Genomic DNA, 25205 nt, shown 5'->3' on the forward strand with positions numbered 1-25205 from the left:
TTCTCAGGACATGAGTGCTACAAACCTGACAACAACAGATACGAATGGTCTTGCCCCGAAGGCATTGCCACCCGATCAGATTTCGCCCAAGTCCGTTGTGGTCCGTCTGTTTAAAATTAAAGACGTAGCCCGGCGTAACTGGAAGTTACTGCTAATTATGGTCGCCATTGGTGGAACCATCGGTTTCATCTACGACATCACGCATAAGAAGCAGCCCGTTTACAACGCGACGATGACATTCAACCTGGGTGGCGGTAGCAGCAACAGCTCCTTTGGTGACCTGAGCGCGCTGGCTGGTGCGTTTGGTTTATCGCAGGGGGCACCGGATGCCAGCATTTTCGTTGGTGATAACTTTCTGATCTACGCCAAGTCGAGACCGGTTGTCGACAAGACATTGATGAAAACCGTTAAAATCGACGGTCGCGATACATTGCTAGTCAATTACTACATCCGACACAGCGGTATCCGGGACGAAGAATGGGAAGACAGTGACAGCCTGCGATCCTTTTATTTCACGCGAAGCAAGAAGCCAGAAGAGTACACCAAGCTTGAGCGTATTGTGATGTCACAAATATACGCGCGCATCAAGGGGGAAATGAGCGTAACGCAACCCGAGCGGAAGTCATCCTTCATGGAATTGCGTAGTGCTATGCAGGACGAGATGCTGGCAGCGTCATTCCTCGAAAATCACCTGGCAACGATTGAGCAGGACTATCGTCAGAAGCAAACGAAGAAAACAAGCGAAATGTATGAACTGCTCAGAACACGGGCCGACTCAATTGCTCGCATTCTGACTGGCACTGAAAACAAACTAGCGCAGTACATGGACCAGAACCAGCAAATGGTTGTGGCGCAGGGACAGATTACGCAGACAAAATTGACGCGTAACTCTACCTTCTTAAGCACTATCTATTACCAGGCATTGCAGAATGCGGAAAACATGCGCTTATCGTTGATTCGTGAAGCTCCTCTGTTTACCATCATCGAACCCGTTGAGCTACCGCTTTACAAAGAGATCATTACGCCGGTTGGTATGCAGGCTGGTATTGCACTCGGATTGATACTAGCATTTATCATTATATTTTTGCGGGAAACTTACCGTTCCGTGATGCGAGAAGGATAATACGTACTGGTTCGAACCAGTACGTATTATCAACTCACCACCACCATGAAAACACACGAAGTAGTTATAGAACCCGGCCGCGCAGAACGGCACTATTGGCGCGATTTGTGGCGAAACCGAGAATTGCTGTATATTTTATCGATGCGGGATGTATCGGTTCGTTACAAGCAGACTGCTCTCGGTACGGCATGGGGCTTGATCCGCCCGTTGACAACGATGCTCATCATGGTATTTGTTTTCAGTAAAATCGCCAAACTACCTGCTGACCCCGGTGTCCCCTATCCACTTATGGTCCTGGGCGGCATTACGATCTGGACGTTTTTCTCTACGGCATTCACGCAGATCAGCAACAGTGTCACGCTCAATTCTAACCTTGTCACGAAAGTTTACTTTCCACGACTGATCATGCCAATCAGCTCGATAGCCGTTAGCTTTCTTGACTTTTTGGTGTCGCTCGGGCTTTTTATTATTCTAGCGATCTGGTATCAGTTCATCCCTGACTGGCACTTATTACTTGTCCCGTTCTTTATTGTTTTGGCCGCTTTGGCAGCCTTTGCGTTCGGGTTATTTTTTGCGGTTGTCAACGTCCGTTTTCGGGACATCGGTCAGCTTATTCCATTTATTGTGCAGGTCGGTTTTTATGCCTGTCCGATTGCCTACAGCAGCCGATTGGTAGCGATGGAACGGTGGTACCCACTGTACATTCTTAACCCGCTCGTGGGTATTATTGATGGCTTTCGTTGGGCTTTGCTCGGTGAAAAAGCGTATTTTAACCCCCAGAGTCTTTTAGCCTCCGTTATTATTGTTGGCATTTGTTTAAGTTTGTCACTTTACTTCTTCCGGAAGCGCGAGAATACGTTTGTTGATGATATATAATAGTCGCTCCTTATTGGTTACTGTTAGAATTTCTTTCTGCACAAGAACCTACAAGGAACAGCTAATACCTAGATGCTATGTCCGTCATTACTGTCGAAAATATAAGTAAGCACTACATCATTGACCACCAGAAAGGCAAGGGTGTTAACACCCTGCGGGACGTACTAACTGAAAATTTAAAGCAGTTATTCGGTGGAAAAAAAGCGCAGGAGCAACATACACGAGAGGAATTCTGGGCCTTGCGGGACGTAAGTTTCTCCATCGAGCAAGGGGATCGTGTCGGTATTGTTGGACATAATGGCGCGGGGAAGTCAACGCTTCTGAAAATATTAAGCAAAATTATTGAACCCTCCTCGGGCTCCGTTCGCATTCGTGGACGAGTGGCTTCGCTGCTGGAAGTCGGAACCGGCTTTCACCCGGAGTTGACGGGTCGGGAGAACATCTACCTGAACGGCTCATTGCTGGGCATGAGCCGCAGCGAGATTCGGAAGCAGTTTGATGAAATCGTTGCGTTTGCCGGAGTCGAGAAATTTCTGGACACACCCGTCAAACGCTATTCGTCGGGTATGTACGTCCGGTTAGGCTTCGCTATTTCAGCGCACCTTGATCCTGAAATCATGATCGTCGATGAGGTGTTGGCCGTTGGTGACGCTGAGTTTCAGAAAAAGAGCTTGGGCAAAATGCGCGACAACTCGGCCAGCGGTCGAACGATTCTTTTCGTTAGCCACAACCTGACGGCGGTTCAGGCGCTTTGCAACAAAACGCTATACTTCGAGAAAGGACAGCTACTCGAAAATGGGGAGACTAACCAAGTTATTGCAACGTACTTAAGCAAAGTCTCGAAAACCAAGCTGCTTCGGCAATGGGCAACGCCGGAAGAAGCTCCCGGCAACGACCTCGTTCGGATCAAGCGAATCGAGTTGATTCCCGACTATCAGGATGAGCTGACCCATATCGATGTGCGGACGCCGATGAAGTTTCGGTTTGAGTTCTGGAACATGATGGACCACGCCAACCTGAACTTGTCGATGCACCTTAACTCACTTACCGGCGAATGTATTTTCAACGTCGGTACGCAGTCGAAACCGTACGAAAAAGGGTTGATTGTAGGTGAGTGCACAATTCCAGGGTATTTCCTCAATGACGGCTCCTACACCATCTCGATTATGGTGGTAAAAGACACCGTTACCCCACTCTACGTCATGGAAGAGGGTATTACGTTCGAGGTGGAAGACTATCGGGAGGGCATTGCCTGGTATGGTAAGTGGCCAGGTTACGTACGCCCACAGTTTCCTTTCGCAATGGGTATGCTTGAACCAGCAGTTGTTAAATGAGTTTTCAGTTCCTTCTGATTGCTGAACTGAAAACTGAAAACTTGACCAATGATTAACGTTACTAAATCATACCTGCCAGACTTTGACGAGTACACCAACTACCTGAAGGGGATCTGGGAACGCGTACATCTGACCAACGACGGTCCGTTACTGCGCGAACTGGAAGGAAAGTTAAAGGATGTTCTAGGCGTCAAACACCTGAAATACTGCACAAACGGCACGATTGTCCTGCAAATGGCTCTCAAGGCGATGGACATCACGAAAGAAGTGATTACAACGCCCTTCTCGTACGTAGCCACAACCAATGCGCTGCTCTGGGAAGGTTGTACGCCCGTCTTTGCTGACATTCGGCCTGATGACTACAACATTGATCCGGATAAAATAGAACCGCTTATCACCGAAAACACGCAGGCTATTATGGCTACGCACGTGTACGGTAATGCTTGCCGGATTGAGCAGATTCAGGCTATTGCGGAGAAATACAAGCTAAAAGTTATCTACGATGCGGCCCATACATTCGGCGCATCTTATCAGGGCCGCTCGGTTCTTAGCTACGGAGATGTCAGCACGTGTAGCTTCCACGCCACCAAAGTTTTCCATACGGTCGAAGGAGGCTGTATTGTAACTGACGATGACGAATTAGCCCAGAAACTACATTTCTATCGTTCGTTCGGCCATCGCAACGACGATTACTACAGCATTGGTATAAACGCTAAAAACTCGGAGTTCCACGCGGCAATGGGGCTTTGCGTTCTCCCTAAAGTTCCGGATTTGATCGCGGCTCGCAAGCAGGTATTTAGCTGGTATGGCGCCCGGTTAAATTTTGAAAAAATTACGCGCCCGACGTTGACGCCGGGTGTCGATTACAATTACGCTTACTACCCGATCGTACTGGATTCAGAAGCAACGTTATTACGTGTGATGGACGCCTTGAAAGCGCAGGATATTGTGCCAAGAAGGTATTTCTATCCTTCACTTAATACGTTACCCTTCTCGGTCGGCCACCAACCCTGTCCGGTATCTGAAGATGCATCCCTGCGGGTTCTGTGCTTACCTCTGTATCCAGACCTCCCCAAGGAAGACGTTGACCGGATTGCAGCCATTGTCAATGAAGCCGTTGCTATTATGAGTGAACCAGTATAGCGAAGTGACTGGCCTTTTTTGTCAATCTATCTTTCGTTATCATGACTGTTCTTTTTCTTGCTTCGTTCTTTCTCTACATTATTTACCTCGGACGACTCGCGACTAAGCTATGTCGTGAGTCACTTACCGAGTGGTTCCTAACGACTTTTTTGCTTGGTGCGGGCAGCACCATTCTGACCGGGTTCATTCTATCGGCGTTTTATCTTACGGCTAATACGTTTGCCTGGGCGGGTGCCGTGTTTGTAACGGCAACTATTCTCGGCTTTTTGCTGAACCGATTGATCGCACCGAGAAACCGTGCCGAACCTCAAGGTTTTTCTGTTTTGGCTCTCTTCCAGCAACGCTGGCAAACGTTCGGTGATTGGTTTAGTGGTCTCTCGACGTACACTAAATTCCTGTTTTCAATACTTTTCGCAACGCTGTCTGTTATTGCGATTACCAATTTACTGCTGGTATTCTTCACCGTTCCAAACGAATGGGACAGCATGACGGGGCATTTGAACCGGGTCATGCAGTATGTTCAGCGAGGAACCATGCGGCATTTCGGCGGTACCAACTGGAATATCGATACGTATCCGAAAAGCGTCTGTACACTACAGATTTATTCGTTTCTGATTACTGGCCGCTTCGAAAATGGATTCAAATTTATCCACCATCTAAGCTATTGGACGGCTATTGTTGCTGTTTTCGGCATTGTACGACGAATAGCCGCTAACCGCCCTGAGAGAACGTCGCTATCAGCCAGTTTTTTCTGTGCGCTGGCTTATGCTCTGCTTCCAGACTTTCTGATGCAGTCCATCACGACGGAAACGGATATTGTGTTGACGGCCTACCTGAGTGTGCTGCTCTACATGCTGTTCACGTATCGACAAACTCAGGATAACCGCTATCTCTGGTTGGCGGGTATGGCATTTGGTATCGCTTTTGGCCACAAAATCACATTTGCGCTACTACTACCATCGGTGTTTGTCATTATGATACACACTGTTTTTCTGTCGCCTTCCTGGGTTACAACCTTTGCACGGACCTGGCGTCTGGCCGCTGCTATTGTAGTAGGAGTTTGTCTGTGGACACTTCCAACGGGCTACCTGAAAAACATTGAGGTGTTCGGTCATCCGATTGGGCCGCCAACGGCCTTAAAACACCAATCGGTAGAACGCGCCGGATCGTTTAGAAACCTGATGGAGCAGGGAAGCCGAAACGTTGTGCGCTATGGCTATGATCACGTTAACCTGGATGGTATTCGAAATCTGAAAGTTGGCGCGGACCTGAATCATATCATGCGGCAACCGCTTGTGGTGCTTGAAGATAAGCTTCATATGCGGCTGGACGAAGAGACCGATTTTTCGATTCAACCGTTTTCCTTCGACCGTCGATTTATTTTTTACAATGCAAACCCGTATTGGGGCGTGTTTGGCTTCGGCCTTATTTTCCCGTTGCTATTGCTGGTCCTGGTCGGCTATGTTCGATCAACGGCTCACATTTTTCTGGGGATAGCCCTACTGCTGCATTTTGTGGCGCTCTCCTACTCGGCCCCCTACGATCCGTTCAAAGGGCGCTATTTCATCGAAACCGGCTTATTTGGCGCTACTTTTCTAGCTCTTATTTTTCTCCATCCCCGTACCACAGTGGAATCGCCAGGTCGGTCTATCTGGAAAAGTTATGTGGGTTTGGTAACTGTACTTGGTTGCGTATCGGCATTGCTGTGTGTATTTCTGAATACGCGCGCTTTACCCTTTGCCTGGACAACACCCGATGGCAGGCATATTCTATCCGCATTCGAGTCGGATCGTGTTCGACAAATTACGCTTGGCCGGCCCGATACCTACGTTGCTTACAAACGTTTCGATGAGCTTGTCCCCGAAAACGCGACGGTTGCGCTCGGTACGATCAATGATGATTACGAGTATCCGCTTTATGGTCCACATCTGTCTCGTAGACTAATTGCCATTAATCCGTTTGAACAGGGACTAAAGCCTATTCCTGCGAACGCAGATTACTTATTCTTCGCCAAAAGTGTGATTGCACCCCGGCCCGGTGATATTCGGTTAGGAACCGACACAACCCTGCGCGAAGGAGTGGTTGTACCGGGCGAAGATTATTACCTACGTAAACTACACTGATGGTCCGGGAATGGCGTTGCTTTCGTAATGCGCCTGATTTCATGGACTGTCCTACTTAATTTGAAATTCGATGACTCTAGCCATCATGCAGCCTTATTTTCTGCCTTACATTGGCTACATGCAGTTGATGAACGCGGTTGATACGTTCGTGCTGTATGACGATGTAGCGTTTATTAACCGGGGCTGGATCAATAGAAATAAACTGCTTATAAACGGGCAGGAATATCTTTTTACTGTGCCGCTGAAAGACGCCAGTCAAAACAAGCCGATCAACGAGGTACACTTAGCTGACGACCCAAAATGGCGTGGAAAGCTGCTAAAAACAATCGAACAGGGTTATCGGAAGGCACCCCATTACGGAACGGTAATGCCAGTGACCGAAAAAATGGTGAATTTTACGACCGATTCAATCGCTGATCTGATTTATTTCAGCCTCGTTGAACTCAATCAGCACCTCGGCCTGACAACTCGCTTGGTACAATCGTCTACAATTTACAACAACGGTCATCTGAAAGCGCAGGAGCGCATTCTAGATATCTGCCAACAGGAAAAAGCGTCGGCTTATATTAACCCGATTGGCGGCATGGAATTGTACGACAAACCTACCTTCGCTCAAGAAAAAATCGCCTTGAGTTTTATCAAAGCAAAACGGGTCGAGTATCCCCAGTTTAATCGGAATCAGGAATTTATACCCTGGCTTTCTATTTTGGATGTGCTTATGTTCAACGATGTGACTACCGTTCGGGCGATGTTGGATGAATATGAACTCGTTTGATTAGTGAATACCTGAATGCTTAACTACCCGCGTTTGCGGTCTGATCACTCAACAATTCAGTCTATATGGCAAAGGTTATCATTTTTGGGGTAATGGATACCGCCGAGCTGGCTCACTTCTACCTTACTCACGATTCTGAACACGAGGTAGCGGCCTTCACGGTCAGCCGGGAATACATGAATGGCTCAGAATTCAAAGGTTTACCCTTGGTCGCTTTTGAAGATGTAGAGACGTTGTTTTCACCGCAGGAGTATAAATTCTTCGCTCCGATGACGGGACGGGGTATGAACCGCAACCGTGAGCGAATTTACCTTGAAGCGAAGGCCAAAGGCTACGAATTTATCTCTTACGTTAGCTCAAAGGCTACGACATTCGGTAATCCAATCGGCGAAAACTGCTTTATCCTGGAAGACAACACCATTCAGCCTTTCACCACAATTGGCAATAACGTTGTACTCTGGAGCGGCAACCACATCGGCCACCACGGACAGATTAAGGATCACGTCTTTTTTACGTCGCATGTGGTCATGTCGGGTCATTGCGTGATTGAGCCGTATTGCTTCTTTGGGGTTAACAGCACCATTCGCGATTTTCTGCATATCGCAACCGGTACGCTGGTAGGGATGGCAACTGCCATTTACAAAGACACCGACGAATGGGGTGTGTACATCGGAAACCCGGCCAAGAAATTACCGACACCAAGTCACGAAACGTATTAAGTTCATGGTTTCGGGTATACGCTACGCTTGTTAGAGCGAGAACAGCTAGAAAACCCTAAACCCACAAACGGTCTGCTACACTCTGAAAAAGTTACTGTTAATCGGCAATGATGCCAACCGGGCCGGAGCACAGCTGGTGTTACTAAACATCATGCGGTTACTGAAAGCGGAAGGATTCCAGATGCATTTGCTTTTGGGTGAAGGCGGGCCGCTTCTTGACGAGTATCGATCCGTGTGTACCGTTACGGTCTGGCCTGCATCTGACCGATATGTGATGGGCGTTTTAGCCGATAAGGTTCTGGGAAAACTAGGCTTGTGGGAGCAATTTTATCAACGCCAGCAACAAAAACGTCAGGCGGAAATCCGCTCAATTCTTAAGCTAGATTCCTTTGATCTGGTATTCGTCAATACCGTTACCAGCAGTCGGTGGTTTAGTCAGTTAGGCATTCCTGAAACCATTCCGGTGGTAACTTTTGTCCATGAACTGGCCATGTCTGTGCGGATTTACACCCGCCCCAATGAATTAGCTTATCTGTTAGGTCGAACCAATCATTTGCTGGCTGTATCCGAAGCAACCGCCCGGTACTACAAAGAAGAACATCACTTCGATCCGTCCCGCATTACGCTGTTTACGCTCATTGACACACCATCGTTGAAGCGCAACGTAGACAAGGCACGACAACAGCCCAATATCTATAAGGAGCTAGGCTTACCCAACAACGCCTTGATTGTCGGTGGATGCGGTAATGCGGAATGGCGCAAAGGAAATGATTTATTCGTAACCCTTGCCCGACAGGTAATCGGTAGAACACCCGAAGCCAACGTTCATTTTGTCTGGGTCGGCATATCGCCTGGGCCGTTGTACGACGACCTGCTGATGGACATTCAGAAAGCAGGGATCGCCGAACGGGTTCACCTGATCGCGCCCACCCCGGATGTACTGCGATACATGAGCCATTTTGATGTGTTTGCGCTTTGTTCGCGTGAAGACCCCTACCCGTTGGTTGTGTTTGAAGCCGGTTTGAGTGAAGTACCCGTTGTTTGTTTCGACGGTGCGGGCGGCTCTCCCGAACTGATTGAAGCCGACGGTGGTTTCGCGGTTCCTTACCTCGACCTCGACGCGATGAGCAGCCGCATTGTTACGTTGTTGAATAATCCTGAACAGCGTCGGCAGATGGGGAAACGGCTTAGCGAAAAAATTCTCGAACGTCACCCTGCGCAACAAAGCATCGAAACTCTCGTAACTTTGTTTCATCAATTAACCTAGGATCACGCGTGTCACAGCCCGTCGTTGTGGCATTTTCCAAACGCAACACCGCGAATGTCCAAGATTCCTTCTGGCCATATGCCTCAGTTAGATTCCCTGCGGACATTCGCGGTGTTGCTGGTGGTTATTTACCACTGGTTTCCAACGGGCGAGGGATTCAATCGACTTCCCAACGGCACGATTGGCGTGATGGTCTTTTTCGTAATCAGCGGTTTTCTAATTACGCGCATTCTTATCGAAAACCGCAATCGGATAGCCGCAGGTCAGAGTACGCTTACCGATACGTATCGCAATTTCTTTGTCCGGCGCGCCTTACGGATTTTTCCGCTTTATTACCTCGCCATTACGTTTGTTCGCGTTTTTCATCCCGAAACATCGGACATTGACGATCAACCACTTTATTATTATCTGTACGGGTATAATATCTTGTTGAGCAAGACAGGTAACTGGGCTGATATTCTATCCCCTTTCTGGACATTAGGCGTTGAAGAACAATTGTATCTGGTCTGGCCCTGGCTTGTCTTGCTGACCCCGCGTCACCTGTTTCGGTGGGTCATTGTTGGCATGGTCGTAGTAGGTGTGCTATTCCGTGGTTATGGGTATTCGCAGGGCAATCTGGATGGTGTACTGACACCTGCCAGTTTCGATGCTTTTGGGTTGGGAGCCTTGTGGGCCTACGTGGCGACCAGTCAACCCGATGCTTTACCGTCTTTTCTGAAAAGATTATCGCTAGCAGCAGCTTTGGCATTACCCGGCTTTATTGCCCTACAGCTATTACCCGGTGATGATTTATTGGTCGTCCTGTTCCAGCGTTTATTCATTTCAGTCCTGGCCTTGTTTATCATCGTACGAGCCAGTATGGGCATAAACGGCTTGGCCGGACACGTACTCAACAGCAAAGCCTTGCAATACGTCGGTCGCATTAGCTACGGTATCTACGTCTTTCACATGCTCGTACCGGGCTTTGTTACGCCTGTTGTCATGCGCGTACTGAATCGTGTTGGTATAAACCTAACGCTGGGCTTCTGGTCACATCGAATTATTAGTCTTGTAATGCTATTAATCGTAGCTTCGCTGTCCTGGTATTTGTTTGAGAAGCCGATTAACGAGTTAAAACGATATTTTTCCTATACTAAATCAGTCGGTAAGTCAGTTGGTCAATCAGTGAGCTAGTTCGAAAAGCCCAGATATTCAGACTCCTTTCCGACCTGTAGTTATGACACTTGCTTTCACTATATGCTCCATTAATTATTTAGCTCAGGCCCGAACGTTAGGCGATTCACTCAAAGAAACGAATCCCGACTATACGTACGTAATTGGGCTGGTTGATAAGCTTAGTGTAGCCAACCTGCCCGCCGAGCTGATGCCGGAGTACGCCATGCTGGAGGTAGACAAGATCGGTATCCCCGATTTTGCCGCTATGTGCGACCGGTATGATATTACAGAACTCAACACCGCTGTCAAGCCTTTCTACATCGATTACTTCTTCAAGAATAATCCAGATGTCACTCAACTTATTTATTTTGACCCTGACATCATCATTTACCAACCGCTGCATAAACTGAACCAGGCGCTGCAACAACACAGTCTGGTGTTGACTCCGCACACATGTTCACCCACACCGGACTGGGAACGCCCCAACGAGATCCACCATTTAGGTACGGGAATTTTCAACCTGGGTTTTATTGGCCTGCGTAAGGACCAGACAGCACAAGAGTTTGTTGATTGGTGGAAAGAGCGACTGGTCTACGAATGCCGGATCGATCTATGCAACGGTCTTTTTGTTGATCAACACTGGGTTAATTTTGCACCAGTTTACTACGACAATGTTTTGATTGATCGTCACGTAGGCTATAACGTTGCTTACTGGAATTTACACGAGCGCTATTTCTCCCAGGATTCAGGTGGACAATGGCGCGTAAATGACACCGAGCTTCTTCAATTTTTTCATTACAGTGGGTACAACCCCTACCGGCCAAACGATGTGTCTAAGTACCAAACGCGGTTTACGTTTGATCCTGTGGAAATTCCCGGTCAGGAGCGCCCCGATGTAAAACCACTCTTTGATATCTATCGGAACAGGCTATTGAAAAACCACAATGATATTTATCGGAAATACCCCTGCGTATACATAAAACCCCCGAAGGTACTCCGGTACAAACGGGTGAGAAAGGTGCTAAACACGCCCTTTACTAGACTTATTTCGCTCTTAGAAACGCATTGATATGGCTTATTGGTCGCGCCAACGAGCCCTCTGGACTCACCGTTATAATAAATATACCCACATTGTGGGTAAGTATTGGTCGTTCGTTTGGAAATACCTCGAATTACGTCAGCTTAAATCTAAGCTGGGCGATAAGCCGCTGGTAGCGATCATCTTGTCCGAACAGATGGGTGATATCATTGCCTGTGAGCCTGTTGCACGTGAAGTTCGGCAACGCCATCCTGATGCACACATCCTTTGGGTTGTTCGGCAGCAATATGCTGAACTGGTTAAATACCACCCGGACTTAGACGGTTTTTTTGTTGAAAAGTGCCCTAGTGAGCGAGTCCTGCTGTTGCGTACCGGTATTTTCGATCAGGTCTATAACATGCATATTTCGCACCGCAAGTGCAAATACTGCCCGGAAGATCCGATCAACCCAACTGCTGATCAGATCAATCTGACGTTTGATAATTACTACGACCGTGGAGACTTGCTGTACATGTTTTCACAGGCTGCCGGTTTACCGGCTCTGACAGCAGAGCCTAAAATGTACATTCCAGAGGAAGTTCGACAGCGCGTAGCGGCACTTCAACTTCAGGAATCCCCGATTGTCATTCACTGTCAATCAAGTCATATTATGCGCGACTGGCCGGTAGAGAACTGGAACCGGCTGGTAAAATGGCTGCTTGATATGTATCCTTATCCCGTCATAGAAGTTGGCCTGCAATCGATTATCACTGAAGCGCACCCCAATTTCCGAAGCCTATGCGGTCAGTTGAGCCTGCTGGAAACGGCTGAGGTAATCCGGCAATCGCATTTATTTATCGGGATTGATAGCGGTCCGGCTCACATGGCTAACGCAACCGGTGCTACCAGCATTCTTTTACTTGGCCAGTTGTTCGACTTTGTCGATTACCTTCCTTATTCGGGACGTTACAAACGTGGGGAGGATGTTACCATTCTGAATAATTTCGGCCATCCCTGTGCGGAACTTCCTTACGCGTGGGTACAGGACGCTGTCTTACAGCGATTAGGTCAACCAAAATTTGTATGAAGTATCCGGTATCCGTGAGCGTCGGCGTAGTCATCCCTGTTTATAAACCAGATTTAACTGATAACGAGCGCATTGCGTTGACGCAGTGCATGCGCGTTTTAGGCCATTACCCGGTCTGGCTTGTAGCTCCACAATCCCTCGACATTTCTCTTTACCAGAAATTATACCCTTCTTTGCAAGTCAAAACGTTCGATGATTCGTTTTTTGCCAGTATTCAGGGCTACAATAAGTTGATGCTTTCAGAGGTCTTCTACAAGGCATTCACCGATGTAGAGTACATCCTCATTCATCAGTTAGACGCATTTGTTTTTCGCGACGAACTGGCGGACTGGTGTCAGAAAGGATACGATTACATTGGAGCGCCCTGGTTGCGGGATCGGGATTTTACGGGCTGGCGCGACGAGCTTTGGTTTACGGTCAAACAACGAGCTGCCACGTGGCTTGATTTAAAAAAGCCAGACGGCGTGACACCTAAAGAAATTATTAGTTTAAATGGTGTGGGCAACGGAGGACTTTCGCTACGTCGCGTTTCGGCTATGCTGCGCCATTTACCCGAACTAAAGCAAAAAATAAACAAGTACGAGCAAATTCATGTACACCAGTATAACGAAGATGTGTTCTGGGGAATCGAAGTCAATCGGTACTGGCCCCGGTTACGCATTCCAGACTATCGGGAAGCCATGAAATTTGCCATTGAGTTTTACCCAAAGCGGGCTGTTGAAGACTATAACAAGGGGCAGTTGCCGTTCGGATGCCATGCTTGGGATATTCACGGCACCGCCTATTGGCGACCTATTTTTGCTCAGTATGGTTACCAAATTTGATTAGTGAGAATGGAAAATCCGGTTCGACCGACAATATCGGTTGCCTTGTGTACCTATAACGGTGAAACTTACTTACCTGCGCAGTGGCAAAGCCTACTCGACCAGCACTTATTACCCGATGAGATAGTGGTATGCGACGACCGCTCCACCGATGGTACAGTCGCCCTGCTGGAACGCTTAGCCGCTGAGGCTCCTTTCCGCGTACGGATTCTGGTCAACGATGTCCAACTGGGCTCCAATAAAAACTTTGAGCGCGCTCTGTCAGAATGTACTGGCGATTTAATTTTCATCTGTGATCAGGACGACTATTGGTTTCCCAACAAGATCAGTGTGATGACTGATTATATGGAGAAGCACCCCAATGATCAGCTTGCTTTCTCTGACGCCTGGGTGACTGATGAACATTTGCAGGGACGCGAACGACGGTTCTGGACCTGGATTCGCTTCGATGAAGAGGCACAAAATCGTTGGCGAACGGGCGAGATGATGGAAGTAATGCTCGATGGCAATCGGGTCATGGGTTGTGCAACGGTTGTTCGTCGATCTTTTCTGAACAGAGTGATGCCTTTTCCCGACGAAGTTCCCGGCTATATCTACGATGGCTGGCTTGGTCTGGTAGGAGCCGCTTACAACGCCATTCAATTCGTTGATGAGCCGCTGCTGTTGTACCGAACGCACGTCCGGCAGCAGGTAGGTGTTCGTCAAAAAGAGCCACCTCAGCGCGTTCGTTTGCGAGACCGTTTTTCCAGACACCGCGCTATAAAGCTAGCCCCCTTGCGTGAAAAGCAGGCGACACTGGCTACGATCAGTCGCTTGCTGGCCGAGCGAGTACCGCAGGAAGCGCCAGGACTTACGTTACTTCGTCGTCGTCTTTCTCATTTTACGATGCGAAGCTGCCTGCCGCATGATCGACTGCGACGCTTGAAACCCGTGTTAAACAGCCTTCAGCAAGGTAATTATAACCGCTATGCCGACGCTGCCGCTAACTGGTATGCGCCGTATCTGGCGGCTCTTGGTGATGTGCTTGAATAATTAGTTCTGACTCGACTGTGCTACTAACCCTTTGTACGATCCGACAACTGCCGCAGGCATTGTCATTAGGCGATAGTTTTACGAAATATGCGTCTACGGATAAATCCTATCCCGTTATCATTGGTCTAGTTGACGATCCCGCTAATTTGCCGGCCGGTTTTCAATCGCCTTACCCTCTTTGGCCAGTTAGTGAATGGATGGATCAGGATCAGATTCGCACGCTTTCTAGTCAATACACGCCAACAGAGTTTGCAGCGGCCTGTAAACCAGCCTTTATCCAGGAGACCTTCCGGCGTTTTCCCGACCAGAACAGCCTGATCTATGCCGATCCAAATAGTCTGTTCTTTAGTAGCCTAGAACCGATCTGGCAGCAACTCAAGTCCGCCAATGTGTTGCTGACTCCTCACATCACCCGCGCTCCTGGCGGCTCTGCTAAACCGGGTCAGGAATGGCCCGACGAAAAGTTTTTCCAGAACATTGGCCTATACAGCGCTGACTTTTTGGCCTTTCGGCGGTCGGCTGAAACCGATAGATTGCTAGCCTGGTGGAGAGATCGTGCTGAAACCCGCGCTTTTATCGATTTCTGTAAAAGCTTATGTACGGATCAAATCTGGCTGATGCATCTGCCGGTTTTCTTTCAGAACGTAGCGATTGTTAAAGATACGACCTGGCACGTAGCCCTCTGGAACCTTCCTCAACGGCGTTTGCAGCAGGAAAACGGTACATGGAAAGTAAGTGGCAATACAGCGCCGTTGTTATTCATGAACGCTAAAGGGCTGTATAATCCGAACGAAGGCTTTTTTCCCTATCAAAATCGCCTAAAATTCGCGGAAAGGCCAGATGTGGTATCGCTGATTGCGGCTTACAGAAAAACCATTTCGGCCCATAACGATCCGAACATGACAGCCACTCAGTCTGCGTATGGGCAGCAACCGGAGCCTGTTGTATTGCGAGGTTGGCGTCGGGTAACTGTCGAAGCCATGCGCATTGTCACAAAGTTCGTGGAAGAAGTCCCACTCCCTGTCCTACGATAAATATCCAGCTAAGGAGAGTCAGGTATAATCTTGGCTTTGTCGCTATAAGTTGTATTTTTGCAGGCGTATTTTCTCAAAAAAATACAAACTAGCTGATTCTTGTTCAATGAATGTTCTATACGACCATCAATGCTTTACAGGGCTGACATACGGGGGAGTATCCCGCTATTTCTTCGACTTGATGAGTTCGTTTTCCAATCGCTCTGACATCGAGTTTGAACTGTCTCTGCGGCTTTCCAACAACGAGTATCTTAGTAAAGCGTCATTTAGCAGGCACCTTCGCTATCGGCAGTTAGCCCATCTCCGGAATGTAAACCGGGCGGCCTCACTGTTTAATCGGCTGTATAGCTTACAACGCATCAAGGCTGGTCAGTATGATATTTTTCATCCTACTTACTACCACCGGTACTTTTTAAAATCCATTAATAGACCGTTCGTTCTGACCTTTCACGATGCCACTAGTGAACGCTATGGTAAGCAATACCCTGACGTTGGCGAAGGGCTATACGAGGTAAAGAAGCAACTGTTGCACCGGGCCGACCGGATTATTTCAGTCTCAGAATTTTCCAAGCAGGAAATTCTGAGATTCTTCCCGATTCAGCCTGATAAAATTAGTGTCATTCACCTGGGCACTAATTTTAAAGACGATTCTTTACAAAACGCACCAAGAGCTTTTGATTTTCCTTACCTGCTGTTTGTGGGAAAACGGGGGCTCTACAAAAATTTCAATGTCTTTTTTCGGGCCATTCGACCGGTTCTGAACCGTTATCCCGATTTGCATCTGGTTTGCGCTGGCGGTGGCGCTTTCACCGCTGAAGAACAGGGCTTGTTCCATTCGGCCCGAGTTAATGAACGCGTTCATTATCGCCCGATTACTGATGCAAGTTTGTTTGGACTCTACCGGCACGCGCAGGCTTTTGTCTTTCCGTCACTCAACGAAGGGTTTGGCATTCCTGTTCTGGAAGCATTTAGCGCTGGCTGTCCGGTCATCGTTAGTGATCGAAGTTCCTTGCCCGAAGTTGCTGCCGACGCTGCCGTTTATTTTGATCCTGAAGACGATGAATCGATTGCTGATGCGGTTGAAAAAGTCGTTATGAACGACAGCCTACGTAATGAACTGCGCCAGAAAGGTGCCGAACGGCTAACGCATTTTTCGTGCGAACAAACAGCTCGTCAAACACTGGCCGTCTACCAATCTTTACTGTAAACTCATGACCCGTTCCGATAACTCGCTTTCTTCGTTCGTTACGCAGCCCTATCAACCGCTTGTGGCAAACGATGGCCGATCTTATCCGAAGCTAACGGTGGTAACGCCTTCGTATAACCAGGATGAGTATCTGGAGCGTACGATTTTAAGTGTATTGAATCAGCAATACCCAAATCTTGAGTATTTTATAATTGATGGTGGTTCGACAGACGGAAGCTTAGACATCATAAAAAAGTACGAACCGTATCTGGCAGGCTGGGTGAGCGAGAAAGATCGCGGACAAACAGACGCGATTAATAAAGGTTTTCGACTGGCGACTGGCGACTATGTAGCCTTTCAGAATTCGGACGATGTTTTTGCGCCAAACGCGTTCACGCGGGTAGCCGATGCCTGGCGGAAAAATCCAGATACGGACGTTTTTTTCGGTGATATGTATATTACTGACGAAGATGACGTTATTCTCGAAGAGATGCGTGCGCCGAAGTTCTGCGTCGAATGTCAGATCTACGAAGGAATGCAGGTTTTTAACCAATCGCTATTCATAAGCAGAAAGCGTTTAGAGCAGTTCGGACTGCTGGATGAGAGTCTTCGCTTTGTGATTGATTACGAAATTGTATCGCGCCTAGGGGTTCAGCCAAGCGTTCGCTTTCAGCACGTTGACGGCTTTTGGGGAGGATTTCGCGTTCAGCCCAATGCCAAATCGTCTACGATTCAAACCGTTGGGCTTAATGAACACCAACTGGTGAAGGAAAAGTACCGTCCTCAGCTACAAAGTTCGCTTGGGCCTTCGTTCTGGAGTCGGTATTGTCGGTTACGCAAACTGGTCACATTTGTCTTACAGGGTGAGTTTGGTTATGTCCGACACCGGCTACAGCTACGTCGTTCCAACCAAAATTGAATTTACGTTCGTCGTCCATGTGCGAGTCAACAGCGTATCTAATCTGCTGACCGTACGTAATAAACCATACTATTTATGAGCGGTCTCATTCGTTTTTTGCAGACACTCGATTACATGCGCCTTGTGCTGGGTATATGCATCCTTGTAGATGGATACCCACTCATTTTCTTTTTCCGGGAAACCCTCAAGCTAGCTCCGGGCAGCACGGCCTTTACGGCGGCAGCGCTGGCAGGTGGATTAGTGCTGATGGTTCCTTTCACACTTTTCAGGCGCTTGTACCGTCCAAACATCACTATGTTAGGGCTGGGCGTTGGATTCCTGCTGCTCTGTATATTTTATATGTATGTGTACATGGGTGATCCCGGTTTCAAGGATTACACCAAGGATATGATCTATTATACATACATTTTCATTTTCATTTTTCTCCTTATAAACATTCCCAACGATATTATCAGGGTGTTTATCCCGGTTGTCATTCTGTTTACGTTTATATCCAATCTGGGTCTTATCTACTCCCTGATGACAAATCCAACTTGGGCACTTGGGCAACGAGCGACCATTACGTTGGGTGATAACGATGAAGGTTCGGGAAACCCCCACGCGTTTGCCCGCAACGCGTTTATGGGCCTAGTAGCCTGCGCGATTTGGCTGGTACGACCACAAACAGGTGTAATCTTTCGGTTATTCGCGTTGTTTGCCGGCATTCTGAACCTCGCTATTCTGATATTGACGCAAACGCGGTCTGGTATTTTGGCTATGCTGATAGCGTTAGCCTTTTTTATGTTCTACAATGTACGTCCGGCCCAAATTCGAATGGCAGTCCGGGGTATTTTTCGACCCATTCCTATTATCACAATTATCCTAGGTTTCGTTGGCGTGGTCATCTTCTTTCAGAAGTTTAGTGATACCTACGGAATCTTGTATAGTTATGTACTGGCCTTTGCGGAACGGAATCTTGAAAACGTGTACGCTTTATTGGGACTAAAAGCAAAAGGAGCGGCCTATCAGGCAACGCTGGACGCTTCGGCAGCGAACCGATCCGTCAGCGCAAACTTCTTCTCGAATGTATTATCCGGACACTTATATATGCTGATTCTAGGCTACGGGTATAAGTTTTTGTATCTCGACGTACCGGTCATGGAAGCCTTAACGAATCATGGCATACTGGGTTTCGTGTTTTTTGGCGGTCTGAATGGCCTGATTTTCTATCACATATTGACAATCATGCGGACCAATCCGAACCCGTTGAGCACGTTTTTAGCTTATTTCTATATGTTGATCCTTGTCACCCTGTTTACCAACGGACGACCCAACGAAATAGCCTTCTGGTTTCCCTTGGCACTGATGATTCGGTTTATTGGCGTTGAGCACTTATTCCCGACTTATTTATCAAATCATCCAACAGCGGCTGACGGTACGGATCAATATGTTGTTGTACCTAACAATCAGGCCTCCTGATGCGTATTCTGATTGTTCATAACATCCTATGGGCACACTATAAATCCGTTGTGTTTCAAGCATTACAGCGCCTGGTTGATCAACGACCTGATGTGACTGTGCTTGTGCTGCAAATTGCGCGTAACGAACGCTCCAGAGCTGGGCTGGAAGCTGAAGTAGGCACGACAGCCCCTACTTATGCTTATGACTACGACTTACTTTTTGATCGGTATTTAGAGGATGTAACCTTGGTTGAGCGAATGCAAGCTCTGCTCCAGAAAGCCAGGAAATTTCGACCCGATGTAATACACCTTACTGGTTACTACGACCCAGCTCAACTATTACTGCTAGGATGGGCTAAGGTTCAGGGCATACCCGTTGTAATGCAGAATGAGAGCACAGCCGTAGATCACAAGCGAGGCAGCTTAAAAGAGTACTTTAAACGGTTCGTCTTTAGTCAATGTGCCGGTTTTTTTTGTTTTGGTAGTCAGTCCGCTCAATACCTGATTCAATTAGGCGTAAAATCGGCAAAGATCCTGCTTCAGAAAAACGCGGTAGATAATGCTACGCTTCGTTCGGTTTACGAAAAATCCGTTAGCCAACGCTCTAACCAGCAGCAGGCTTTGGGCTTACGACAGCATAATTTCATTTTCGTTGGCCGGCTGATCGAATTCAAAAATTTACCAACGCTCATTACAGCATTTGCGCAGGCTATTACTCAGTCGGCCATGGCGCATCAGTGGGGCTTGGTTTTACTGGGCGATGGTGTAGAGAAAGACTCTTTACAAACTCAGATCAATGCGTTAAACCTTACTGATCGGGTAACTCTGTTATCAGGTCGTCCGTGGTTCAGGGTACCGGAGATACTGGCTCTCAGCGATGTCCTAGTGCTACCAAGCCGGTCAGAACCTTGGGGTTTGGTTGTTAATGAAGCAATGGCTTGTAGTTTACCCGCTATTGTGTCAGAACGATGCGGCTGCGTTCCGGATTTAGTGCACGACGGTCAGAATGGCTTTGTGTTTAATCCTGATCAGCCTGCTCAATTAGCCGATCAGCTTAAGCAAGTTATGGACGGATTGGTTGATCTAAAGCGGATGAAAAACGCGGCTGAACAATCAGTTGTCCCTTATTCTCCCGAAGCGGTAGCTCAGGAAATGTTTGACGGTTTTAGTAAAATCACGACATAACGTTTTACTTCGCAGCACGTTTATGCGAATCTTAAATATTTGTGCTTATACCTGGGAAGCCGGAGGCCCACCCAAAATCATCTTCGACCACACGCAGGTTGCTTTGCGCTATGGTCATCAGGTCGATATTCTCAGCCCCATTACTGCTGGCGAAAAACCGTATCCGGTTCCAGAGGGTGCTAGACTGATTTTATGCCGACGCACACCGGTGATCAGCCGTTACTTCAGAGAATTCTCGGGCGAGCTTTATCAGTATATCAAAAAGCACAGCAAAGAATACGACGTTATTCACTGTCACGGTCTCTGGCATTTTGGAACGCTGGCTCCGTTCATGATTGATCACAGTGTAGCAAAAGTGATCACGATTCATGGCGTGCTCGACCGCTGGGTATACGCGCACAACAATTGGAAAAAACAGTTGATGGACACGCTGGCTCAGAAACGATTTCTCCGCCGGGCGGATCTAATTCAAATAAACAACACAGACGAGCGAGAAGACATACTTCGCTATCTGGGTACTCCTCATTCCAATGTTGTTATCCTTCCGAATGGCATTAAGCTGAGTGATTTTGCGCAGTTACCGCCAAAAGGCAGGTTTCGACAGAAATTTGGCTTACCCTCGTCCAAAAAGCTGGTCTTATTCATGAGCCGGCTTAATGTAAAAAAAGGGCTTGGCCTGTTATTACCGGCATTCAAAGAATATGTCCGCCACCATCCAGATACTGTCCTGGCAATAGCCGGGGGTAACGATGGCTATGAAGCGACTACCCGGCAGTTTATAGAAGACAATAAGCTTGGTGATTCTATTCACCTTGTAGGTATGCTGACCGGTGACGACAAGAAGGCAGCCCTTGTAGACGCCGATCTATTCACGCTGCCTTCGTACTCGGAGGGCTTTTCTATGGCGGTGCTCGAGGCTATGGCGGCTGGCACCCCCGCTTTAGTGTCGGATCGAGTCGGTTTTGGTGAGACTATCCGTCAACATGAAGCCGCTGGCCTCATCAGTGATCTGACTCCTGAAGCGCTTCAGAAAGAGCTAGAAAAAATGCTTGGCGATTCTCAACTCCGCCAGCAGGTTGCCCGAAATGCTACTACACTGGTACAAACACAGTACGATATCGACATTGTTGCTAAGCGCCTGCTGGATGAATACGAAAAAATTGTACGCGCAAAAAAACTTAAATCGTCACCTGTTTCTGAACTACCTTAGACCAGTCTACCTGCCGATCAGCCTCCGCCAGATCAACGAAAGGAAACTCCATTAGAAGCTGTTTGAGCTTGGGCAAGCAGTTTTTCAGACCGTAGTACGATTTGAACTGGCGCGACCGGCTCAGACCCGGAATCATGGGTTGTTCTGCGTCGAAGTCGCGGGGGTGAAAATACGTCATTACGTAGGGCGAGCGGTTCATCAAGCCCCTAATTGCCCGGTAAGGTAGCAAGCGGAAATAGCCCCCGCCTGAGAAGATCAAATCCTGACCCATCACTGCCGCCGTATTGATCGGAAACTCCTTTAGCAACGTGCCATTGATATTCAGGTAGCCCGGCTCGAACATGCCCAAAGACGCGTCGCCACCGTGCGCCCGCCGAGCCGAAAAGACGGAACAATCAATTTCGATACCTTGCTCCATCAAAATCGGGAAAACCCAGCGATTGTAGGCTTTGATCGAGAAGCCGGGCGCTCGGTACGACCGAACTTTCTTACCCGTAATATCCTGCAAATGCTTAATGGATCGTTCCAGATCAGCCTGAAACTCAGCCGGGGTCTGCTCGTAAGCAAGCTGGTGCGCGTACGAATGCGTTGCAATTTCGTACCCTGCCGCATCAATGCGACGGATAACGTCAGGATGCTTGTCAGCTACCCACCCTAAGCAAAAGAAAGTCGCTCGGCTGTTTGTGTCTTCCAAAAGCTGAAAAATGCGGTCCATATTGGCATGAATCCGCGTTTCGTAGCGGCTCCATTCAGCCTCAGTTCGCGTCGACGCATTGTCCAGAATATGAAACCACTCTTCAATATCAAATGTCAGGATATTCATAAGTATAAACGTCGCTAACAACCGGAGCAGACCGTTGCTAGCGACTACAATTAATAGAAACGCTTTCCGGCGGCAAGAAACGCTTTAACGTCATCGCGGGTCGGGAACGTAAAATAGGTCATTTGGGCAGCGTCATTTTCGATTAGCTTATAATCGCCCGAGTGGATCTTCTCAATGGACTCCAGGATAGCGTCCATGCCCATTTTCTTTGTAACATCGATCAACTGAGCCTGACTCATCCCCCCGATCTCCAATTTTTTCTGAACGAGAATCGGCCCACTGTCAATACCTTCGTCAACAAAGAAGACAGATACACCTGTATGTGTCTCACCGTTTTTCAAGACCCAGAACGACGGCATTAAACCCCGGTACTTCGGTAAAAGAGCGGTGTGGAGATTGATGCAACCGTACGTCGCCACATCTAACAGCTTCCGTTTGAAAATCTGATTACCGGCAATTGACACTAACAAATCAGGTTTGTAAGCCCGGATCTTCTCCAGATTTTCGTCTTTGTTAATCGCTCCTTCGATTGTAATCAGAGGTATGTTCCGGTCAGCCAGCACCTTTCTGACGTTATTACGGCTATCCATTTTAGAAAGCACGTACTTAAATCCGTACCGGACAAAGAAGGGTAACCCAAAAATATCGTAGGTTTTCTTCATCTTCTCCCCGAAGCTTTCCCGCTTACCAAATGGCGATACGTCAAAAACTACGGTAGCTACAACTTCAGCATAGGGAGGCAGTTTTTTCAGCAGGTAATCAATATTTCGGGCGAGGTAGAACGGATCGTCCTGCGTCAGAATCACAAGGCGCATAAATCGTTAGATAGAGGTTGTTGGTCACAAAACTAAGCAATCCATCGTAAAGCAACGCTTCATTTCTTAACGAACGATAATCTTGTGGCTAAGCTGTTGTCCATCTGCCGTTTCCAGATAGGCGATGTAAAGACCCGCAGCGGCTTCTTCCAAACCAATTGACAACTCATCATAAGCCTTACCGCGCCAGTCTTTCACCAGCCGCCCCATCAGATCCCGCACAGCAACCGACGTGATTGTCATATTCTTCGCTTCGATGTGCAAAGTACGGTCAGCAGCCAATGGATTCGGATAGAGTCGTACGGGAGGCTCCACTTCTGCAACACCCAGGACGAGTGGTTTCGAAACAACCTCGTTACTGTATGCTGACTCCGAAGTATTGCTGTACGCGCGGAGCCGATAATAGTACGTGCCGAACGGATTTGACAAACTGCCGTCTGTATATGAACTTGGCAAGACAGATGAGTTCGTAGTAAAGGTGATAAGTCGCTTAAATCCACCTCGTGTGCTATCGCTTCGTTCCAGAACTAGTGTCTGAGCCGTTGGGGGTGTTGTCCAGCTTAGTTGGATAGCTTTTTCAGAAATCGGTTTTGCAGCCAGGGTCGTTATAGTCGAGATGGCGTCCGCAATGGGTACGCCATCGAAGCTAAACGCCCGCATTCCTCGCGAATTTTTAAGCGTTGGTCCGTTGTAAAAAGGGGACAAGGCATCCGAAAAATAAGCGGGAAGGTACCGAATTGATTTAGCCGACGACGGCTGTCTAAGGCTTACGACTACTTGGTTTCCTTTAGTGGTTCCCCCCGAAAGAAGTCCAGCCTGTCCGTCCAGATAAAAGTAATCTTTCAGCGCCCGACTTCCAATCATCTGCCCGGTTGCGAAGTTGTAATAGGCTGTATCTTTCCAGACCATCTGCATGTCGTTATCGAACACAAGCGTGATGGAGTCTTTACGAGCGTTATAGAACACTTTTTTAATATCCGGCGAGTTAATCTGCAAGGTGTCTTTGTAGCCATAAAAGTCCCGCGCTATCTGCCGGAACTGCTCATAAGCCAGTTGCTGATGTCCGAGCGGATCATAATGGATTCCATCATAACCGCGTCCGCCGATTGTCGCAATCGATTCTACGTTAGAAAACAAATATTTCGTTCGTCGCTGGAAGTCTCGCAGAGCAGCCGCCCCTTCCACTTTATCGGCCAGAATGTTGATTTGGCCAACGTACAGCCGGGCATTTCCATAGTCTTCGTGAAACTGATTGTAGAGCGTTTTAAATTTCTCGTCATAACCGGCAGGTTCATTACCAGCCTCGTCTTCGCCCTGCTTCCAGATAATGGCTTTTACATTTTTATCGACGCCAGCCCACTTCGCCCGAAAAAGTAATCGTCCGTAGAATGTGCTTAAATCGGCATGATTGGCCGGATTCCTCGCCGAAAGCGCTAGAATTCCCGTTCCACCGTAAGCCCCGTTCAGGACCAGCGTTGGTATGCCATACTGCTCTAGAATTAGCCGCTGGAGTGTCAATCCGAACCCACCTACGCTCCCATACGGGTCTTTGGCCCCGTACCACCGCATATCGTTCGGAATGTCCGTAGATCCATAAACGTAACTGGCATTACGCAGGTATTTATCATCAAAATTAAAGGCATAATATTCTTCAAGACCCGACAGCGCCAAGGCATTCGATTGGCCGTGAATGATATAAACGTCTCCGCAGACAATACGCTTCCGATCCGCTACTAACGTAGAGTCAATCCCCTTGTACATAAAAACCCGGAATTCATATTCGGCCCGTTCCGCTTTAATTGTGCTCGTCAACTTAAACGACGCATTAGCGACTGACGACACAAGCGTCTGGCTAACAGCTTGTATTAGCTGGCCTTCGCGCAGCACCTGCATCCCAATTTTCTGGTAGCCAGTATTGGTAACGGTACCGCTAACGGTTACATCGGCTTGGCCGGCGGCATTGCGCGGATAAAGCTGAAGGTCTCGCGGTATCTGGTCGAAACGTACTTGCGCTGTGACCGTAAAATAGCATAAAAACAATATCAAGCTGGTGTGGAGTAACTTCATTGACTTTTTCCTCTCTAAAAAAAGTGATAATATTGCACCATAAATCAGGAG

22 protein-coding genes are annotated in these 25205 nt (G+C 48.0%); 19 read left to right on the forward strand and 3 right to left on the reverse strand.

Features of this window, described 5'->3' with window-relative positions:
• The first annotated feature begins 10 nt into the window (after positions 1 to 10).
• The 19 genes from LQ777_RS18885 (at position 11) to LQ777_RS18975 (ending at position 21449) form a co-directional block, all read left to right on the forward strand.
• Positions 11 to 1123 (forward strand): GumC domain-containing protein, encoded by a 1113-nt coding sequence (locus LQ777_RS18885; RefSeq protein ID WP_232559494.1) that lies wholly within the window; start codon positions 11 to 13, stop codon positions 1121 to 1123.
• A 45-nt stretch (positions 1124 to 1168) separates the two neighbouring features.
• Entirely contained in the window at positions 1169 to 1999 is an 831-nt protein-coding gene (locus tag LQ777_RS18890; protein WP_232559495.1) for an ABC transporter permease, read from the forward strand.
• A gap of 77 nt (positions 2000 to 2076) precedes the next feature.
• The gene (locus tag LQ777_RS18895; protein WP_232559496.1) at positions 2077 to 3333 is read left to right on the forward strand and encodes an ABC transporter ATP-binding protein; all 1257 of its coding nucleotides are present in this window, start codon (positions 2077 to 2079) and stop codon (positions 3331 to 3333) included.
• A gap of 48 nt (positions 3334 to 3381) precedes the next feature.
• Positions 3382 to 4476, forward strand: coding sequence for a DegT/DnrJ/EryC1/StrS family aminotransferase (locus LQ777_RS18900; RefSeq protein WP_232559497.1), 1095 nt, complete (start codon positions 3382 to 3384; stop codon positions 4474 to 4476).
• 41 nt (positions 4477 to 4517) lie between these two features.
• On the forward strand, positions 4518 to 6599 hold the full coding sequence (locus LQ777_RS18905) for an ArnT family glycosyltransferase (RefSeq protein ID WP_232559498.1): 2082 nt from the start codon (positions 4518 to 4520) through the stop codon (positions 6597 to 6599).
• Positions 6600 to 6669: 70 nt separating this feature from the next.
• Positions 6670 to 7374 (forward strand): WbqC family protein, encoded by a 705-nt coding sequence (locus LQ777_RS18910; protein ID WP_232559499.1) that lies wholly within the window; start codon positions 6670 to 6672, stop codon positions 7372 to 7374.
• 65 nt (positions 7375 to 7439) lie between these two features.
• Positions 7440 to 8093 (forward strand): acetyltransferase, encoded by a 654-nt coding sequence (locus LQ777_RS18915; RefSeq protein ID WP_232559500.1) that lies wholly within the window; start codon positions 7440 to 7442, stop codon positions 8091 to 8093.
• A gap of 151 nt (positions 8094 to 8244) precedes the next feature.
• Positions 8245 to 9360 (forward strand): glycosyltransferase family 4 protein, encoded by a 1116-nt coding sequence (locus tag LQ777_RS18920; protein WP_232559501.1) that lies wholly within the window; start codon positions 8245 to 8247, stop codon positions 9358 to 9360.
• Positions 9361 to 9438: 78 nt separating this feature from the next.
• Positions 9439 to 10533: an acyltransferase family protein gene (locus LQ777_RS18925; protein ID WP_232559502.1), complete on the forward strand. Its 1095-nt coding sequence runs from the start codon at positions 9439 to 9441 to the stop codon at positions 10531 to 10533.
• A gap of 43 nt (positions 10534 to 10576) precedes the next feature.
• Entirely contained in the window at positions 10577 to 11584 is a 1008-nt protein-coding gene (locus tag LQ777_RS18930; protein WP_232559503.1) for a glycosyl transferase, read from the forward strand.
• Position 11585: 1 nt separating this feature from the next.
• On the forward strand, positions 11586 to 12620 hold the full coding sequence (locus LQ777_RS18935; protein ID WP_232559504.1) for a glycosyltransferase family 9 protein: 1035 nt from the start codon (positions 11586 to 11588) through the stop codon (positions 12618 to 12620).
• Entirely contained in the window at positions 12617 to 13444 is an 828-nt protein-coding gene (locus LQ777_RS18940) for a DUF5672 family protein (RefSeq protein ID WP_232559505.1), read from the forward strand. The genes LQ777_RS18935 and LQ777_RS18940 overlap by 4 nt, the downstream gene beginning before the upstream one ends.
• Before the next feature lie 9 nt (positions 13445 to 13453).
• Entirely contained in the window at positions 13454 to 14476 is a 1023-nt protein-coding gene (locus tag LQ777_RS18945) for a glycosyltransferase family 2 protein (RefSeq protein ID WP_232559506.1), read from the forward strand.
• A 17-nt stretch (positions 14477 to 14493) separates the two neighbouring features.
• Positions 14494 to 15510: a hypothetical protein gene (locus LQ777_RS18950; protein ID WP_232559507.1), complete on the forward strand. Its 1017-nt coding sequence runs from the start codon at positions 14494 to 14496 to the stop codon at positions 15508 to 15510.
• A 106-nt stretch (positions 15511 to 15616) separates the two neighbouring features.
• Complete coding sequence (locus LQ777_RS18955) at positions 15617 to 16717, forward strand: glycosyltransferase family 4 protein (RefSeq protein WP_232559508.1); 1101 nt, start codon at positions 15617 to 15619, stop codon at positions 16715 to 16717.
• A 4-nt stretch (positions 16718 to 16721) separates the two neighbouring features.
• Positions 16722 to 17615 (forward strand): glycosyltransferase family 2 protein, encoded by an 894-nt coding sequence (locus LQ777_RS18960; RefSeq protein ID WP_232559509.1) that lies wholly within the window; start codon positions 16722 to 16724, stop codon positions 17613 to 17615.
• Between the two features lie 75 nt (positions 17616 to 17690).
• Entirely contained in the window at positions 17691 to 19073 is a 1383-nt protein-coding gene (locus LQ777_RS18965; RefSeq protein WP_232559510.1) for an O-antigen ligase family protein, read from the forward strand.
• The gene (locus tag LQ777_RS18970) at positions 19073 to 20239 is read left to right on the forward strand and encodes a glycosyltransferase family 4 protein (RefSeq protein WP_232559511.1); all 1167 of its coding nucleotides are present in this window, start codon (positions 19073 to 19075) and stop codon (positions 20237 to 20239) included. The genes LQ777_RS18965 and LQ777_RS18970 overlap by 1 nt, the downstream gene beginning before the upstream one ends.
• Positions 20240 to 20261: 22 nt before the next feature.
• Complete coding sequence (locus LQ777_RS18975) at positions 20262 to 21449, forward strand: glycosyltransferase (protein WP_232559512.1); 1188 nt, start codon at positions 20262 to 20264, stop codon at positions 21447 to 21449.
• On the opposite strand, the gene LQ777_RS18980 is transcribed toward LQ777_RS18975, so the two are convergent.
• The 3 genes from LQ777_RS18980 to LQ777_RS18990 all read right to left on the reverse strand — a co-directional run bounded on the left by LQ777_RS18980 (position 21418) and on the right by LQ777_RS18990 (position 25154).
• Positions 21418 to 22272, reverse strand: a complete 855-nt coding sequence (locus tag LQ777_RS18980; RefSeq protein ID WP_232559513.1) for a polysaccharide deacetylase family protein — start codon at positions 22270 to 22272, stop codon at positions 21418 to 21420. The two genes, LQ777_RS18975 and LQ777_RS18980, sit on opposite strands and share 32 nt — an antisense overlap.
• A gap of 50 nt (positions 22273 to 22322) precedes the next feature.
• Positions 22323 to 23087 (reverse strand): methionyl-tRNA formyltransferase, encoded by a 765-nt coding sequence (locus LQ777_RS18985; RefSeq protein WP_232559514.1) that lies wholly within the window; start codon positions 23085 to 23087, stop codon positions 22323 to 22325.
• A 66-nt stretch (positions 23088 to 23153) separates the two neighbouring features.
• Entirely contained in the window at positions 23154 to 25154 is a 2001-nt protein-coding gene (locus LQ777_RS18990) for a sialate O-acetylesterase (protein ID WP_232559515.1), read from the reverse strand.
• Positions 25155 to 25205: the final 51 nt, after the last annotated feature.

Source organism: Spirosoma oryzicola (assembly GCF_021233055.1).
Lineage (GTDB): Bacteria > Bacteroidota > Bacteroidia > Cytophagales > Spirosomataceae > Spirosoma > Spirosoma oryzicola.